The organism is Vibrio alfacsensis, from assembly GCF_019670485.1.
In the GTDB taxonomy this organism is placed as follows: domain Bacteria; phylum Pseudomonadota; class Gammaproteobacteria; order Enterobacterales; family Vibrionaceae; genus Vibrio; species Vibrio alfacsensis.
This window is the reverse complement of the sequence record NZ_AP024165.1, coordinates 1,055,122-1,072,164: the sequence shown is the minus strand read 5'-3', so window position 1 is coordinate 1,072,164 and position 17,043 is coordinate 1,055,122. Positions and strand designations below refer to the sequence as shown.

The following is a 17,043-nucleotide window of genomic DNA, read 5'->3' as shown; positions in this document are numbered from 1 at the left end:
GTGATATACGCTACATATTTAGTGTAAAAAATATGTTTAAAAAGCATAACAAACCATGGCAAATTTATCACGCCCAAATATGATTGGCGCTGTTACAAAATAATTAAATACTTATTGATACAACCTGACGAAGGCGTTCCTGTGCCACTTGCACAAGAAGATCTGGCTGGAATTTAGAAATAAATCGGTCACAACCTACCTTTTGTACCATCGCTTCATTAAAGCTGCCACTGAGTGATGTATTTAACGTAATGTACAATTTCGCCATACGTGGATCAGTACGAACTTCATGCGTTAATCGATACCCATCCATCTCTGGCATTTCGGCATCGGTGATCATCATTAACAACTCTTTTTCTACGTCTTTTCCCTCATCACACCAACGTTTTAATACCGTTAATGCTTCAAGGCCATCTCGGCACTCAATGATGTTCAAACCAAGCTGAGACAACGTATCTCGAACCTGATTACGTGCTGTGGAAGAATCGTCAACAATAAGCACATTACGACCAATCATTGCTTGGCTAAGATCATGATCCAAAACACCGTCAGAGATACTTACATCATAATGTACGATTTCGGCTAACACCTTTTCTACATCAATGATTTCAACGATTTGAGACGTTTCACCGTCTTTGACTTGAGTAATGGCAGTGAGGTAATTAGAACGACCGGATGTCGACGGTGGGGGTTGAATCTCGGTCCACGCAGTATTGATGATATTGCGAACCGGCCCAACTAAGAAGCCTTGTATGGAACGGTTGTATTCCGTGATAATTAAATTCTCTTCTTCAGGTTCACCGCGCAAGTTAGGAAAACCAATCGCACAACGTAAATCAATCACAGGCACAGCCTCACCACGTAAAGACGCGACACCACGAATGTTATAGTGAGAACCCGGCAGTTTCGTTAATGGAGGAAGTTTAATCACCTCTTTCACTTTGAAAACGTTAATCGCAAATAATTGACGACTATTCAACGTGAACAGCAAAAGCTCCAATCGGTTTTCACCGACCAGATTTGTGCGCTGATCAACCGTATTTAACACTCCGGACATACCACTACCTAACTTTGAATGACAACGTTCACTCTTAATAGAAACCCTGTTGAAACAACAGAATAAACTTTTTTATGAGTGTTTTATCTACCCGAGAGTAACCTTAAGGTACTAGGATAAATTGCTAATGGAAATTACATTAATGCTCCGGATATAGCAACGGAGCTAAGCTCAGATTGGTGCTCTACATCAAAATGAAAATCAAAAAAGGGCGAACTTAACTGCCCACCCTTTGCAAATAACTCAATCAGACAGAGAAAGATTATCCCTCTATCACTTTCATCAGTAACTGACCATCATACAAGGCCTGCTTAATCAACGCGGCTCCCGGCATCGTTGCCTGCTTATAAAAACGCGACTCTACCAACTCTAAGTCTTTATGGTAAACCGGTAAGCTCTGTTCTTCGATACAACGACGGACCGCAGGATAAAGGACTTCTTTCGCCTGATTGATCACACCGCCAATCAAAATTTTCTCTGGATTGAACAGGTTGATCACAATAGCAATCGCCGAGCCCAAATAGCGCCCTAGCTTTTCTATTACATCGACCGCTAAAGGATCACCATTCGCTGCCGCTTCGCAGATGCTCTCAATGCTCATCTCTTCTTGTTCAGCAAGAATCGATGCCTCACCACCCGCGATACGAGTGACCACTTCTTCCCGAATGGCTTGTGAACTTGCGACGGTTTCAAGGCATCCTATATTTCCACAGTGACAACGCTTACCGTTCGGATCAATTTGAATGTGGCCAAGCTCACCAATGTTACCATGACGACCTTGTAGCACACGCCCATCGAGAATGATCCCTGCGCCTAAACCATGGTGAATCGAGATAAGTACAGAGTTATCGTTATCTTGAGAGTGCCCAAACAGCTTTTCTGCCAACGCCCACGCTCTCGTATCATTGGCAATAAAGACCGGTAAGCCTGTTGCTTTATAGATCTCTGGACCTAGTGCCAAGTTTTCAACATTGTAGTGAGGCATTTGCAGAACAATACCCTGCTCGGAATTAACCAGACCAGGCAGCGTAATTGCAATACTGGTCACACGATCCAGCTGATCAGAATATGTTTGGAAGAATTCATCAATTTCGTAGAGCAAGCGTTCAAGAACGTCCTCTTGGTCACGCTCATGGATATCGATCTTGGTATCGATAAGCACATCTCCACCAAGCTCATGTAATGCAATGGTTAAGTAGCCACGGCCAAGACGCATCGATAGAAATTGCCAACCTTCATTATTGACCTGTAATCCGACCGCTGGACGACCACGGCTAATTGCCTCTTGAACGGTCGTTTCATGGATCAAATGGGCTTCAATAAGCTCTCGAGTGATTTTAGTGATACTCGCAGGCGCAAGCTCACTTTGCTTGGACAAATCAATACGAGATATTGGACCCTTGAGGTCAATTAGTTTGTATACACGACCAGCATTGACCTGTTTGATATGATCAATATGGCCCGGTTGAGCCATGTACATCTTGCACTCCGAAATTCTATAACCGAGTAATTTTTTTACTTTGCGAAGGAATTGTGAAGTGAATTGATAAATCCCCGTGACAAGCATCACGTAGAAACATGTTCGTTTGTGTATTCAATCAAATAACCAACAAACAACACCTGATAAATTATCTAAAACGTCACTTATTTTACTCTTTAAAATTGGTGAAAAAACAGACTGCATCGTATTTGCCATGAACATTTAGGGAAAATACGAACAACCTTTACTGGCTATGCATATACTTAGTCGAGTGATCTGCCCTACACCTGAATTCTTCGGAGAATCTATGACTTCAATATTAAGAAGAACAAAAATTGTCACAACGCTTGGCCCATCAACCGATAAAGACAACGTCCTCGAGGACATCATCAAAGCTGGCGCGAATGTGGTACGCATGAACTTCTCTCATGGCTCCAGCGAGGACCACATCCAGCGCGCACAAAAAGTTCGAGCTATCGCAGCAAGGCTTGGACGCCAAGTCGCCATTTTAGGTGATCTGCAAGGTCCAAAGATCCGAATTTCCACGTTCAAAGAGGGAAAAATCCAACTCAATGTCGGTGATAAATTCACACTGAATAGTGACCTTGCAAAAGGAGAAGGCAAGCAAAACGCCGTGGGCTTAGATTACAAAGAACTTCCACAAGATGTATCGCCTAACGATGTTCTATTGCTGGATGATGGCCGAGTGCAACTGCTAGTGACAAGCGTAGAGGGTAATAAAGTCCACACTCGAGTGACCGTTGGTGGTCCGCTATCAAATAACAAAGGCATCAATAAAAAAGGCGGAGGCCTCTCTGCTGATGCACTCACAGAAAAAGACAAAGCAGATATCTTAACCGCTGCAAAAATTAAAGTGGATTACCTTGCAATTTCATTCCCTCGCAATGGTGAAGACATGCACTACGCTCGACGTTTAGCTCGAGATGCAGGCCTAGAAGCGAAGCTTGTTGCTAAAGTAGAGCGTGCTGAAACCGTTGCGAATAATGATTCTATTGATGACATTATTCTTGCCTCTGATGTCGTAATGGTCGCTCGCGGTGATCTTGGGGTAGAAATTGGTGACCCAGAACTCATCGGTGTGCAGAAAAAACTGATACGCCGAGCACGCAGTTTAAATCGCGTTGCTATTACTGCGACCCAAATGATGGAATCCATGATGTCAGCACCGATGCCGACCCGTGCAGAAGTCATGGACGTAGCAAACGCAGTACTCGATGGCACCGATGCCGTCATGCTCTCCGGAGAAACCGCTGCAGGGCTGTACCCTGTTGAAACGGTGAAATCGATGGCAGAAGTATGCATTGGTGCAGAGAAAATGTCAGAAGCCAGTCTCTCTACGTACCGACTCGACCGCACTTTTGCAACGGCAGAAGAAACCATTGCCATGTCGACAATGTATGCGGCTAATCACATGGAGGGCGTTAAAGCCATGATTGCCCTTACAGAGTCAGGCCGTACTGCGTTGATGATGTCTCGTTTAAGCTCAGGATTACCGATCTTTGCGCTGTCACGAAACGAGTCAACACTTAACCGTGCTGCACTTTATCGTGGTGTTACCCCGGTCTATTTTGATTCAAAAGGCGGCGTAGGCTTGAGCACTGCTCAGGAAGCGATTTTAACACTCAAAGAGCAAGGACTGTTAGATGAGGGCGATCTGGTGATCATCACCCAAGGCGATATTATGGATGTCGTTGGCTCAACAAACTGCATGCGTATCCTTTCCGCGTGATTAAGCGCCACATCGCGCCATAGCTTAAAGCAGGACTCCTTAAAAAGAGTGATCGCTAGAAACCAGGAATACACAAACCACAAGGGCTCAATTACCGAGCCCTTGGATTATTAGTAGAGAGATAATGATTTGCACATAGATCGTTATTGGTACAGGTTGTCGCTTATAAAACTATCATTCAAGAAAACAAGCATTTTTAGTAAATATAACTTCAATGAGAATGCGCATTTAGCCCAGATTAAGCGCTCGCCCTGCCATCAATGTTGAGTTGATCATACAATTGAATCAAGTTAAAACCAGCTTGCAGTCCAAGCTGATAATCATGCTCTAACGCCTCTGGGTCACTCAATAACGATGACGACTTCAATTCTTCTTTTGGAGCCAACTGCAAAATAAACGTGTCATCTGGTGGCGCGGATAAGAACGCCTGCGTCAGTTCAAAAGTCTGATAATGAATCATGAGCATATCGGCTAACCCGGAATCAAAATTCTCGCCAACCAGATGACTGAGCCTATACAAGTTATCTGCTCCAAATAACCAACGACCACCATTGAGTAATTTGCGACCTGAAAGTTTAGAATGGTGCGCTGCATGAATTTTTTGCTGTAAAAACTCTCCCCAGTCCGCTTTCCACTGGCTCATTTTCTGCTGCCAAGACTCTTGCACCGAGTTAATGGATTCGCGATACCATTCAACACCACTATCACCAATTTCGCTTTGGGCTTTTGCTTCTGACTCAGAAAAGGGTTCGGTACGAATCACAATAATATTGCGCGCATTTTGTCGCCAAGCCTCTTGAACAGGAATCGAAGCCGAAACGCCACCGTCCACATATTTTTGCCCGTTGACCTCTACAGTACCTTGGTACAGCTTGGGGATCGCACAGGTCGCAACCATTGTGTTTAGCCAGTCATCACTCAAGATTGGTAAGTACTGATCCGCGAGAGAATTAACATTTGTCACCGCAGCAAACGCTCTGCGCTTCCCTAAGGCTCTTTTGCCTAAATCAAGGTCGAGTTTATACGGATAATCCTGAATCCGCTCTAACGCCCATTCTAGGCCCAAATACTGCTTATTTCGTATATATCGAATTAGATTAAAAAATTCAGGGGAGGTCGTTAAATCGGTAATGAATGCTTTACCCAAGCCATGTTGTCGGCATAGGTAGGCACATAAGTTCAGCGCACCCGCAGAGGTACCATAGAATTCGTCGAAAGGATCAAAATTAGAGAGTAAAAAAGCATCCAATACACCAGCGGTAAAAATCCCTCTCTGCCCTCCTCCTTGTGCAACAAGAGCAGTTTTTCCACGCCTAAAATGTTCATAAACAGAAACATCAAGCTCGGCATGGCAATCAGTGATAATACCGCTGTTCCGGATCATGGCTAGATTGCCATTCGTTAGGCCGTCGTGATCGCAATAATTCCAAATGAGAGCAGGACTGCGAAAACGACAACGACAATAAATAGGGCAGATTTTAGATCGTGTTCCATAGATACCTCCTTGCTTGTAACAAATTAATAACACCTGTGTGAATCATGTTCAAGAATTGCTTTATTTAGTCGCACGATTTTGGCTAAGGCATCACAATTAGCTTAGTCGTAATAAGGAGATACCACATGAAGAATCCATCTAACTGGTTAGTTAGCAGTGTATTATTGAGCCTCTCTATCAGTGCTCAAGCAAGCGTCAGTATTACCCCTTTTATTGGCTATACAGGAGGCGGCTCTGTTGAAGATCAAAACGAGCGCACCTATGACATAGACCAAGCACTCAACTTTGCCTTTGCAATAGAGACACCTTTAGAACAAGGCAGAATTGGCTTATTCTACTCAAACCAGTCTTCAGATCTGCAAAATATAGGCAACGCTTCAAATATTCATTATCTTCAGTTTCAGAGCAGTATTTATTACCCTGTGTCACCTCAATGGCAAACATACGTAGGACTTGGTCTTGGTGCATCTTATGTAGATGCCGATTGGGTTGATAATAAATATGGATTTTCTGGAAGTGCATTTGGTGGTGTTGAATATGAAATATCCAAGCACTTTGCTTTTACCGCCCAAGTTCGATGGCTTGGTACCGTCGTGGACAGTGACACCTCTGGTGCTTGCGTGCTACCAACTGATGGCTCAAGCTGCTTTATAAAATTTGAAACCGATTGGATGAACCAATTCCAATCGAATATTGGCATCACCTATCGTTTCTAAACACCCTTCACTCAACTTAACTCTAGACAAAAAATTTAGTCCCGAGGCACGAAAATGCCGGGAGATACCGGCATTAGAGCGTGGGTAGTGTTAGAAGTTGTACTTAATACCCACCGCGCCACCGATTTGAAGATCTGGTCCTCGATACAAGTCTAATTCTGGATGAATCTGAGCATAAAGATCCCACCCTTTTGATAAATCCCAGTTTAGGCCTAAGGGAACACGCAAACCGAATTCATCATCCCATTCGTACCAACCACCAACACCGACATACCAGGTCACAGGCATACCTTGTTCAAACGAGCCCCGCTTAGCGATGTAGTCAAATGCCATGCCATCATTACCAATGATGCCACGATATTTGTCTTCCACCTCAATCACTACGCTTAACTGTTGATCTACAGCCATACCGACAGAAAAATTGCTCGGCTCATTAGCTAGTGTACTAAAACTTGGTATTAAAGCGGCCGCTAAGACGACTTGCCTCTTCATCCCTCATCTCTCCCTTTAAAAAAACAGCGTACATTATTCAAACATGTCACTAAAATGCTATGTCAATCAGGGGTAAGAATCGGTTTAGAAAAGAATGGAGAATGTAAGGCTGAGAACAAGATCACGTTGAATTTGTGGGAAGTGATAATGCAAGTGAACGGCCGGATTATCAGCAAACACTTTTCCAAAAAAACGCGTTAGCATTCGAAATTGAACTTTTTATTTGAAAACAAACTTTAGTATTCAAAAATAAGCTTTAGCGATCAAAAAAGGAGGCCGAAGCCTCCTTTCAAATCATCAATGATTGAGATTAACCCTGGTTACGGATCCACTCATCCATTTCTGTTTTCAGGTTGTCAGACTTAGTACCAAAGATAGCCTGAACACCACCTGCTACAACTACAACACCTGCAGCGCCTAGTTGTTTTAGTCGATCTTGGTCAACTGCTGCTGTATCCGCTACTGCAACGCGTAGACGTGTAATACATGCATCTAGACCTGTGATGTTTGCTTTGCCGCCGAATGCAGCAACTAGCTCACCACCCATCTCTGAAGCCGCTGTCGCAGATTCTTCAGCAGACTCGTCTTCACGACCTGGAGTTTTTAGGTCAAGCGCTGTAATCACAGCACGGAATACTACGTAGTAGATCACAGCGTAAACTAGACCAACAGCGATCATCAGACCCATCTTCTGAGCGTGGCCAGATAGAACTAGGAAGTCAATTAGACCGTGTGAGAATGATGTACCGTGTACAAAGCCTAGAGTGTTCGCAACAACGTATGCAGAGCCCGCTAGTAGAGCGTGGATACCGTAAAGTACAGGAGCAACGAATAGGAATGAGAATTCGATTGGCTCAGTAATACCTGTTAGGAATGAAGTCAGAGCTGCTGACGCCATGATACCCATAACTTTCGCGCGGTTTTCTGGTTTAGCACAGTGAGCAATCGCGATTGCTGCCGCTGGTAGACCGAACATCTTGAACATGTAACCACCCGCTAGCTGACCGAAGCCATTACCAGCAGCGCGTGATGCTTCATCCGCAACTAGGTAACAAGTTAGTACGCCGTTTTGAGTTTCACCCGCAGCATTCACACAAGTACCAGCTTCGAAAAAGAAAGGTACGTTCCATACGTGGTGTAGACCGAATGGAATTAGAGTACGCTCAATAACACCGTAGATACCAAACGCTAGTTGTGGGTTTTGGTGTGCAGCCCAGTCAGAGAATGCAGAGATTGCACCGCCGATTGGTGGCCATACGAAAGAAAGAACAACTGCAAGGAAGATCGCAGCGAAACCAGTAATGATTGGCACCGCACGCTTACCAGCGAAGAAGCCAAGGTATTCTGGAAGTTGGATTTTGAAGAAACGGTTAAATGCCCAAGCAGCAACACCACCAACAAGGATACCACCTAGTACACCTGTGTCGATTTTTTCAACGCCCATGATACCAGCCATTACGCCAAGCGTAGCAGTCATGATACCGTAACCAACGATAGCAGCAAGACCAGCTACACCGTCGTTGTTTGTGAAGCCAAGTGCTACACCAACAGCAAATAGAAGTGCCATTTGGCCGAATACTGAGCCACCAGCTTGTTCCATTAGGTTAGAAACGATTTCTGGAATGAAGCTTAGGTGAGCAGCACCCACACCTAATAGGATACCTGCGACTGGTAATACTGATACTGGTAGCATCAGAGCTTTACCAACTTTTTGCAGGTTTGCAAAAAGGTTCTTAAACATGTTTATGCTCCTGATAAATTATAAGTATTATTTGGGCACTAACGGCACACCCCCGTAGCCTAAATGTTAGCACCCAATGAAAATGTAACCACACGTTGCATTATATTTTCCGGCTCTAAATATATATTGATGACCCTCAAACTTTCCACATAGTTACGAAATTTAGTTTCAAAACAAGTCTCAGATCACACCGAAAAACAGTCCATGAAATGCTTTTCATCACACGTAAATATTTGTTTTATAAGGACATCGACATGAAGCCAATTAATTTCAATCCGTAAATAAAATAAATACCCATGTTATTTTTAGTAACAAAATTACATTTGCACTATTTGAAAGCAGTTAAATCAACAAAATCAGTAAACATCAACCAAAACGCTCTTTTTGCCGACTTTATAACCAAAAAAGGAGCCAGCGCTCCTTTTTAAATGCAATTTATAGTTTTTGTTGCAAAAAAAGATTTTGGAAATTTTCGGTGGTTTTTCGACCAACCTCTGCCAGTGAGCAGTCTTTCAACTGCGCAATATAGGCGGCAACTTCAACAACGTAAGCGGGTTGATTCTCTTTTCCTCGGTGTGGCACTGGTGCCAAATAAGGCGAATCGGTCTCAATTAGAAGCCTCTCAAGAGGCAAAGCTTTCACAACTTCTTTCAATTCCGTCGCTTGACGAAACGTCACAATCCCTGAAATTGAGATATAAAAACCCAGTTCAAGAGCCGCTTCTGCAAATGGTAAGTCTTCCGTGAAACAGTGGATCACACCGCCACATTTATCTGCCCCCCCTTACGTAAAATATCGAGTGTGTCTTTGCGTGCATTACGAGTATGGATGATAAGTGGCTTGTTTAACTCTACCGCCAAATCGACTTGCTGCTCAAAACGCTCTTTTTGTAAGGCCGCAGTTTCAGGTTTGTAGTGATAATCCAAACCTGTTTCGCCAATAGCAACCACTTTGTTGTGGGAAGCGTATTTGTGAAGCATCTCCATAGAAAAAGCGCTTTCTACATCTAACGGATGTACACCACAAGATGCATAGACGTTGTCGTAAGGGGTAATCATTTCCAACATTTTAGGAAAGGAATCCAGCGTCACGCCAACGGACAGAAGCTCTTTTACATTAGCTTGTTTTGCTTTATTGATAACGTCTTCTACATTGAGATGAAGATCGTCATAATTTAGTTTGTCCAAATGACAATGGGAATCTACGAACATAATGCCTCTCGTGATTCGATTAACCAATTCATTGATAGTAGTTCAAGGTTTAAACCCGGAAAGTGTTGAACTTGCGCTTTTAACTCAAGTAACTTCTGAGATGCCACGTAAAGTCCGTTATAACTATCTGGCTTAAACTGCGCTGCGCCTGGTAAGTGATCGGCGTCAGTAACACCAAACTGAGCTTTCTGAGCATCAGTTAGCAAATACCAAGCCCAATCCAACGTTTTGTTGGGATTCTTAGCCATCAATGACGCACATTTAAAAATATCCGACATAGGCAATGTGAGTGTCTCAATAAAGCAGCGCTCGAAAGTCTGGTATTCATCTAACTCGCCACTTTGCAACGCCTCTAGCGTATTAATAGGTGACCCCATATAGAGCTTGAGCGCATACTCAGGAACTGACGAGGCGCCTTTATCGCTAAGCCAAACCATCGCTTGTTCGCGACTTGGAGGCGTCACGACCCAGTGTTGACAACGGCTTTGAATCGTCGGTAACAAACGATCTTGATTATGCGTCACCAATAAGAACAAACACTTTTGTCCTGGCTCTTCTAACGTTTTTAATAATGCGTTAGAGGCAGATTCATTCATTGCATCAGCAGGGTCAACAATGAACACCCGGTAGCCATTGAGCTGAGATGACTCCTGCGCAAGACGATTGCATGCACGAATTTGGTCGACCGTAATCGACTTACCCTCTTTCTCTGGCTTAACCCAATGTAAATCGGGGTGACTGTGAGATTTCGTTAATTGGCAGCTATGGCAAAAGCCACAAGGTTCGCTACTGTAATTTTGGCACAATAACGCATGGCTAAAATACTCAACTAACTTGTCGACCGCTAGACCTCGTTCACTTTGTAACAGTAGTGCTCCGGGAATTCGGTCTGCGTCTAAGCTTGTTTTGAGGTTATCCCAAACGGGCTGTAACCATGGAAAATCATTCAACATGAACCACCTCAATCCACATTATGCTTACTGCTTTGCAAGCCACTCATTTAGAGCGGCTTGAATATCTTGTGAAACGTTTTCAATAGTCTGCTCAGCATTGATCACTACGATGGTGTCGTCTGCATTTGCGAGCTCTAAATAACGCTCACGAGTGCGTTCAAAGAAACTGATGTCCATCTTTTCAATACGGTCTAGCTCGCCACGACCACGTGCTCGCTCAAGGCCAATACGGGGATCGATATCCATATAGAGTGTGAAAGCAGGCTTGAACTCACCTAGGGTGGTATCTCGCAAATTCTTCATCAGTGCCGCATCAATTTGACGGCCCCCACCTTGATAAGCTTGAGAGGACAAGTCATGACGATCACCTACGACCCATTGATCATTTGCTAGCGCAGGTTTAATCACGTTTTCCACTAACTGAACACGTGCAGCATAAAGCAAAAGTAGCTCAGTCATATCTTTTAGATCTTCGCCTTCGTGCTCTTCTTTTACTAGTGCACGCATTTTCTCCGCTAGCGGTGTGCCTCCGGGCTCACGAGTATTCACAATGTCTTTGATGCCAGCGGCTGTCAGCGTATCTAAAACGGTTTTAATTGCTGTGCTCTTACCTGCGCCCTCTAGGCCCTCAACCACAATAAAGTTTGCTTTCATCATTTATTCTTTCTTAGTTCTCTTAAATAGGCACGTACAGCACGATTGTGCTCTGCAAGAGATTTCGAAAAGACATGTCCGCCCTTTCCACTTGCTACGAAATATAGATAGTTGCTATTTTCTGGATTTAATGCCGCTTCTATCGATGCTTCACCCGCCATTGCGATTGGTGTAGGGGGCAATCCATTGATGGTGTATGTGTTATATGGTGTCGGCGTACGCAAGTCTTTCTTACGGATATTACCATCGTACGCATCCCCCATACCGTAAATTACCGTCGGATCCGTCTGAAGACGCATACGTTTGTTAAGACGGTTAACGAATACCGACGCCACACGCTCACGTTCTGAATCAATCGCGGTCTCTTTTTCTATAATAGAAGCCAAAATCAATGCTTCGTATTTGTCTTTTAATGGTAATTTTTCCTGACGCTCATCCCAATGGGCATCAAGAATGGTATTCAGTTTGCTATGCGCTCGCTCAAGGATCTGAGTTTCACTTGTGCCTGCCGTGTAGTGATAAGTCTCTGCTAGAAACAAACCCTCGAGTTTTTCTCGCTCAATACCTAACTTTTCTGCCATCTGCTTTTCAGACAGCCCAGTCAAATCATGCTTTACATAAGGCGCATCGCTAAGCTGTTCTACCCACTCGGAAAAACGGCTACCCTCAACAAAGGTAATCGCAAATTGGTGCTCTTTACCTGTATTGAGTTGCTCAAGCGTTTGGTACAAAGATACATTAGGTTGTATTTGATAAGTTCCCGCTCGCACCTGAAGCAACTCAGGATAAAGGCGAGGCATCAAACGCGTATAGTCAGATGCTTCAATGACTTTCTCATTAACCAAATCACGCATGACTCGATGGAAGCTAGTGCCATTTTCAACCGTAAACAGCTGAGGCTGTGTGATAAGAATTGGCGAGTTAACGTATTGCTTAGTTTGTGAAACAACGTAAAAAACACCTGCTGCACCAATAACGGCGATCAGTACAACAAAAGCAAACAGTTTTTTAATCACGTATTTAAATTCCCTTGAAGTCGTCGTGTTAATTTTCCTATCGGAAAAACAATCTTATTATCTGGCGTTGAAAGGCTCGTTACCGGAGCAACTCCTAATAGCGAGTTACATATCCACACTTCATCGGCTTCAACCAAATCTGGTAGTGTGAAAGTGTCGACTATGAGTTGCTGACTTTCGGCGCGAAGCAATTCCAACACTTTACGGCGCATCACGCCAGCTACACCCGACAAGCTTAATTCCGGAGTGTACGTTTTATTATCTTTAACCCAAAAAAGGTTTGCCATTGTAGTTTCAATGACATGATTTTGCACATTTAACGTCACCGCATCTGCAAAATCTGAACCATCGATTTCTGCCTTTGCAAGTACCTGCTCTATTCGATTATTGTGCTTATGACCTGCAAGGAGTGGTTGAATGCCAAGGCGGGTTTCACAAACGCCTAACTGCACGCCATTTTCTTGCCATAACGAGTAGTGCGACGGAAATGGAAAGCTCGAAATGGTCACTACAGGGCCACCTACATCAATTGGGCTATAGCCCCGCCCACCGGCCCCTCGGCTGATGTGGATTTTGATACCCGCAGACTCATCTTTCAACACAGCCTGCATAGACCAGTCCAAAACAGTATTCCAATCAGGAAAAGGGATTTGCAATGTTGCTAAACACGCTTCCATGCGTTCAATATGCGCTGGCCAATGTTCTAACTGGCCACACTTGGTTTTAATCGTAGTAAAACAGCCGTCACCATATTGGAAAGAACGGTCACTAAGCGAAACATGTGTTTGTGGCAGTCCATTTACCCAGAACATTCAGATACCCTTATTTTCTGATCGACAAATAAAACAAAACGGCTCAATGCTAAGCATCGAGCCGTTAAAATACAAGTTTCGCGACTGAATTATAAAACAGTCTGAGTAATTACTCAGCGAATTTTTTGAATACTAATGAGCCATTTGTACCGCCAAAACCGAACGAGTTACAAATCGCGTATTCCATATTTTCTACTTTACGTGCAGTATGCGGAACAAGGTCGATATCTAGACCTTCTTCTGGATCGTCAAGGTTAATGGTTGGTGGAACAATTTGATCAACCAAAGACATTACTGTGATGATAGCTTCAACAGAACCAGCAGCACCTAAAAGGTGACCGGTCATCGACTTAGTAGAAGAAACAAGTACTTGTTTCGCACCCTCTTCACCAAGCGCACGTTTCACGCCTTTGATTTCAGCAACGTCACCAGCTGGAGTAGATGTACCGTGAGCATTCACATAACCGACTTGAGTACCAGTGATGTTCGCATCACGCATTGCCGCTTCCATCGCTAGAGCACCACCAGAACCATCTGAACTTGGCGAAGTCATGTGGTAAGCGTCACCAGACATACCGAAGCCAACAAGCTCTGCGTAAATCTTAGCACCACGAGCTTTAGCATGTTCGTACTCTTCAAGTACCATCATGCCAGCACCATCGCCAAGAACGAAGCCATCACGGCCTTTGTCCCATGGGCGAGATGCTTTTTGAGGCTCATCGTTACGAGTAGATAACGCTTTAGCAGCACCAAAGCCAGCCATACCCAGAGGCGTAGAAGCTTTCTCAGAACCACCAGCAACCATTGCGTCTGCATCACCGTATGCGATCATACGTGCTGCATGGCCAATATTATGAAGACCTGTAGTACATGCTGTAGAAATCGCAATATTTGGACCGCGAAGGCCACGCATAATAGATAAGTTACCAGCAACCATGTTTACGATGGTCGATGGAACAAAAAATGGGCTAACTTTACGAGGGCCTTTTTCAACAAGTGCTGAATGACCCGTTTCGATAAGCTCTAAACCACCGATGCCTGAACCGATTGCAACACCAACGCGAGCTGCGTTGTCTTCAGAAATTTGCAGACCAGAATCGTCTAATGCTTGGATACCCGCGGCAATGCCGTACTGGATAAATAGATCCATTTTACGAGCATCTTTTTTAGACATGTATTCTGTGCAATCGAAGTCTTTCACAAGACCTGCAAAACGAGTTGAGAAATTCGTAGCATCAAAGTGTTCGATATTAACAATACCACTTTGACCTTCTAGCAGGGCTTTCCAAGATGATTCTACTGTGTTGCCGACCGGTGACAACATACCCATGCCAGTGACAACTACACGACGCTTGGACACGATATAATTCTCCGGGAATTGAATGTTTCTATGAGAGGATAGAAGAAATTAGAAAGAACACAGGCGGTCTAGGAGACCGCCTGGGAGAGAAACTTACTGAGCGCTGTTTACGTAGTCGATTGCAGCTTGAACAGTAGTGATTTTCTCAGCTTCTTCGTCAGGAATCTCAGTGTCGAATTCTTCTTCTAGAGCCATAACTAGTTCTACAGTGTCTAGAGAATCCGCACCTAGATCGTCAACGAATGAAGCTTCGTTTTTAACTTCTGCTTCGTCCACACCTAGCTGTTCAACAATGATTTTCTTTACGCGTTCTTCGATGTTGCTCATTTTTCTTTTCCTTTACAGATTTCGCCTAATGCGATGATTCCGTAGTTTATTCGAACTATTGAAAGTTGCAAGGGGGTCCTTGCTGGTCAAACCACAAATTTAGCGAAATTAACCGAATTTCAATACATTTTTGACTTAAATCATGCACAAATCTTGCGCATAACCGTGACAACTTCATGACAGTTAACTGCAACTATAGGCTATTTTTCACAAAGTAAAATAGCTAATTTTGCATGAACTGTGCATTAAACCATGTACATGCCGCCATTTACATGCAAAGTTTCACCAGTAATGTAAGCAGCTTCAGGTGATGCTAAGAACACAACTGCTGATGCAATTTCACGTGGATCACCCAAACGACCGGCTGGCACATTCGACAACGTTGCTGAACGTTGATCATCATTTAGCGCCTTTGTCATGTCTGTCTCAATGAAACCTGGTGCAACCGTGTTTACTGTTACGCCACGAGAAGCCACTTCACGAGCCATTGACTTAGTAAAGCCGATCACGCCGGCTTTTGCTGCAGCGTAGTTCGTTTGACCAGCATTACCCATTGTACCAACGACAGAACCCACATTGATGATACGACCTGAACGTTTTTTCATCATGCCGCGTAGAACCGCTTTAGACATGCGGTAGATAGGCGTTAGGTTCGTATTGATGATGTCATTCCATTCATCATCTTTCATGCGCATTAGTAGATTATCGCGTGTGATACCGGCATTATTTACTAAGATATCGATCGCACCGAACTCTTCATTAATGGTTTTCAGTGTCGCTTCGATAGACTCAACGTCAGTCACGTTAAGTGCTAGGCCTTTGCCATTTGCACCTAAATATTCACTGATTGCCGCTGCACCGCTTTCAGACGTTGCGGTACCAATTACTGTTGCACCACGCTCAACCAAAAGTTCAGCGATCGCGCGACCAATACCACGGCTAGCGCCAGTTACTAGAGCAATTTTGCCCTCTAGATTCATCATTGTTTGCGTTCCTTATGCTTCGGTAGGCTGATTATTTTGCCGCTTCTAGAGAAGCAACATCGTTTACAGCCGCTGCATCTAGCGTTTTAACGATTCGTTTTGTTAGACCAGTTAGAACTTTACCTGGGCCCATTTCAAGCAGCTTTTCTACGCCTTGCTCACTCATTAACTGAACACTCTCTGTCCAACGAACAGGACTGTGCAATTGACGAACAAGTGCGTCTTTGATTTTTGCCGGATCCGTTTCTGCTGTCACATCAACGTTGTTGATCACAGGAAGCTGTGGTGCATTGAATTCGATAGACTCAAGAGCTACTGCTAGCTTCTCTGCTGCTGGTTTCATTAGTGCACAGTGTGACGGTACTGAAACAGGAAGAGGAAGTGCACGTTTAGCACCGGCTTCTTTACATAGTGCGCCCGCGCGCTCTACGGCATCTTTACTACCCGCGATAACAACTTGGCCAGGCGAGTTGAAGTTTACTGGAGAAACGACGTCACCTTGTGCAGCTTCTTCACAAGCTTTTGCAATCGCTTCATCATCTAGACCGATGATCGCGTACATTGCGCCAGTACCGGCTGGTACCGCTTCTTGCATAAGTTGACCACGTAGCTCAACCAGCTTGATTGCTTCTTTAAAGTCAATCACGCCAGCACATACTAGTGCTGAGTATTCACCTAGGCTGTGACCCGCTAGGTTTGCTGGTTGCTCAAGACCAAGCGCTTGCCATACGCGCCAGATAGCAACAGATGAAGCTAGCAAAGCAGGTTGAGTACGGAAAGTTTGGTTTAGATCTTCTGCAGGTCCATTTTGAACAAGCGCCCATAGGTCGTAACCTAGTGCATCAGATGCTTCTGCAAATGTTTGTTTTACTACGTCATATTGTTCGCCTAGATCAGCAAGCATGCCTACAGCTTGTGAACCTTGACCTGGAAATACGATAGCAAACTTGCTCATGTTGTTTTCCTTTAAGCAAAGTAAAAAGAAATAAGATGCAC

16 protein-coding genes and 1 pseudogene are annotated in these 17,043 nt (G+C 44.1%); 2 read left to right on the top strand and 15 right to left on the bottom strand.

Translation table 11 applies throughout. The features are described 5' to 3' along the window. Nucleotides 1-103: 103 nt before the first annotated feature. Nucleotides 104-1,057, bottom strand: coding sequence for a chemotaxis protein CheV (locus VA249_RS04900; RefSeq protein WP_221069150.1), 954 nt, complete (start codon nt 1,055-1,057; stop codon nt 104-106). A 262-nt stretch (nt 1,058-1,319) separates the two neighbouring features. Next, on the bottom strand, nt 1,320-2,537 hold the full coding sequence (gene mlc, locus VA249_RS04895) for a sugar metabolism global transcriptional regulator Mlc (RefSeq protein ID WP_221069149.1): 1,218 nt from the start codon (nt 2,535-2,537) through the stop codon (nt 1,320-1,322). A gap of 307 nt (nt 2,538-2,844) precedes the next feature. Here mlc and pyk point away from each other — a divergent pair, with 307 nt between their 5' ends. Beyond that, on the top strand, nt 2,845-4,287 hold the full coding sequence (pyk, locus tag VA249_RS04890) for a pyruvate kinase (RefSeq protein WP_221069148.1): 1,443 nt from the start codon (nt 2,845-2,847) through the stop codon (nt 4,285-4,287). A gap of 238 nt (nt 4,288-4,525) precedes the next feature. Here pyk and VA249_RS04885 read toward each other — a convergent pair whose 3' ends face one another. Continuing rightward, nucleotides 4,526-5,671 carry a patatin-like phospholipase family protein gene (locus VA249_RS04885; protein WP_221069147.1) on the bottom strand — a complete coding sequence of 382 codons (1,146 nt, stop codon included), beginning with the start codon at nt 5,669-5,671 and terminating at the stop codon, nt 4,526-4,528. Nucleotides 5,672-5,688: 17 nt separating this feature from the next. Continuing rightward, nucleotides 5,689-5,781, bottom strand: coding sequence for a cytochrome bd-I oxidase subunit CydH (cydH, locus tag VA249_RS04880; RefSeq protein ID WP_128811207.1), 93 nt, complete (start codon nt 5,779-5,781; stop codon nt 5,689-5,691). A 126-nt stretch (nt 5,782-5,907) separates the two neighbouring features. Between cydH and VA249_RS04875 the strand changes: the two genes are divergently transcribed. Then, nucleotides 5,908-6,498, top strand: coding sequence for an outer membrane beta-barrel protein (locus tag VA249_RS04875; protein ID WP_221069146.1), 591 nt, complete (start codon nt 5,908-5,910; stop codon nt 6,496-6,498). 90 nt (nt 6,499-6,588) lie between these two features. Here VA249_RS04875 and VA249_RS04870 read toward each other — a convergent pair whose 3' ends face one another. The 11 genes and pseudogenes from VA249_RS04870 to fabD all read right to left on the bottom strand — a co-directional run bounded on the left by VA249_RS04870 (nt 6,589) and on the right by fabD (nt 17,002). Beyond that, a complete protein-coding gene (locus VA249_RS04870) occupies nt 6,589-6,990 on the bottom strand; it encodes a hypothetical protein (protein WP_221069145.1) in 402 nt (133 codons plus the stop codon). Nucleotides 6,991-7,300: 310 nt separating this feature from the next. Further along, the gene (ptsG, locus tag VA249_RS04865; RefSeq protein WP_221069144.1) at nt 7,301-8,731 is read right to left on the bottom strand and encodes a PTS glucose transporter subunit IIBC; all 1,431 of its coding nucleotides are present in this window, start codon (nt 8,729-8,731) and stop codon (nt 7,301-7,303) included. Between the two features lie 435 nt (nt 8,732-9,166). Beyond that, a pseudogene (locus tag VA249_RS04860) lies at nt 9,167-9,942 on the bottom strand (TatD family hydrolase). Further along, nucleotides 9,933-10,895: a DNA polymerase III subunit delta' gene (locus VA249_RS04855; RefSeq protein WP_221069143.1), complete on the bottom strand. Its 963-nt coding sequence runs from the start codon at nt 10,893-10,895 to the stop codon at nt 9,933-9,935. The pseudogene VA249_RS04860 and the gene VA249_RS04855 overlap by 10 nt, the downstream one beginning before the upstream one ends. 24 nt (nt 10,896-10,919) lie before the next feature. After that, nucleotides 10,920-11,552 (bottom strand): dTMP kinase, encoded by a 633-nt coding sequence (gene tmk, locus VA249_RS04850; protein WP_221069142.1) that lies wholly within the window; start codon nt 11,550-11,552, stop codon nt 10,920-10,922. Beyond that, on the bottom strand, nt 11,549-12,565 hold the full coding sequence (gene mltG / locus VA249_RS04845; RefSeq protein WP_128811214.1) for an endolytic transglycosylase MltG: 1,017 nt from the start codon (nt 12,563-12,565) through the stop codon (nt 11,549-11,551). Before mltG ends, tmk begins: the two co-directional genes overlap by 4 nt. Beyond that, nucleotides 12,562-13,377 (bottom strand): aminodeoxychorismate lyase, encoded by an 816-nt coding sequence (pabC, locus tag VA249_RS04840; protein ID WP_221069141.1) that lies wholly within the window; start codon nt 13,375-13,377, stop codon nt 12,562-12,564. Before pabC ends, mltG begins: the two co-directional genes overlap by 4 nt. Nucleotides 13,378-13,486: 109 nt before the next feature. Continuing rightward, entirely contained in the window at nt 13,487-14,737 is a 1,251-nt protein-coding gene (fabF, locus tag VA249_RS04835) for a beta-ketoacyl-ACP synthase II (protein ID WP_221069140.1), read from the bottom strand. A 93-nt stretch (nt 14,738-14,830) separates the two neighbouring features. Continuing rightward, a complete protein-coding gene (gene acpP, locus VA249_RS04830) occupies nt 14,831-15,064 on the bottom strand; it encodes an acyl carrier protein (protein WP_004406112.1) in 234 nt (77 codons plus the stop codon). Between the two features lie 245 nt (nt 15,065-15,309). After that, nucleotides 15,310-16,044, bottom strand: a complete 735-nt coding sequence (gene fabG / locus VA249_RS04825; protein ID WP_164837254.1) for a 3-oxoacyl-ACP reductase FabG — start codon at nt 16,042-16,044, stop codon at nt 15,310-15,312. A 34-nt stretch (nt 16,045-16,078) separates the two neighbouring features. Continuing rightward, a complete protein-coding gene (gene fabD / locus VA249_RS04820) occupies nt 16,079-17,002 on the bottom strand; it encodes an ACP S-malonyltransferase (protein ID WP_221069139.1) in 924 nt (307 codons plus the stop codon). Nucleotides 17,003-17,043 lie beyond the last annotated feature (41 nt).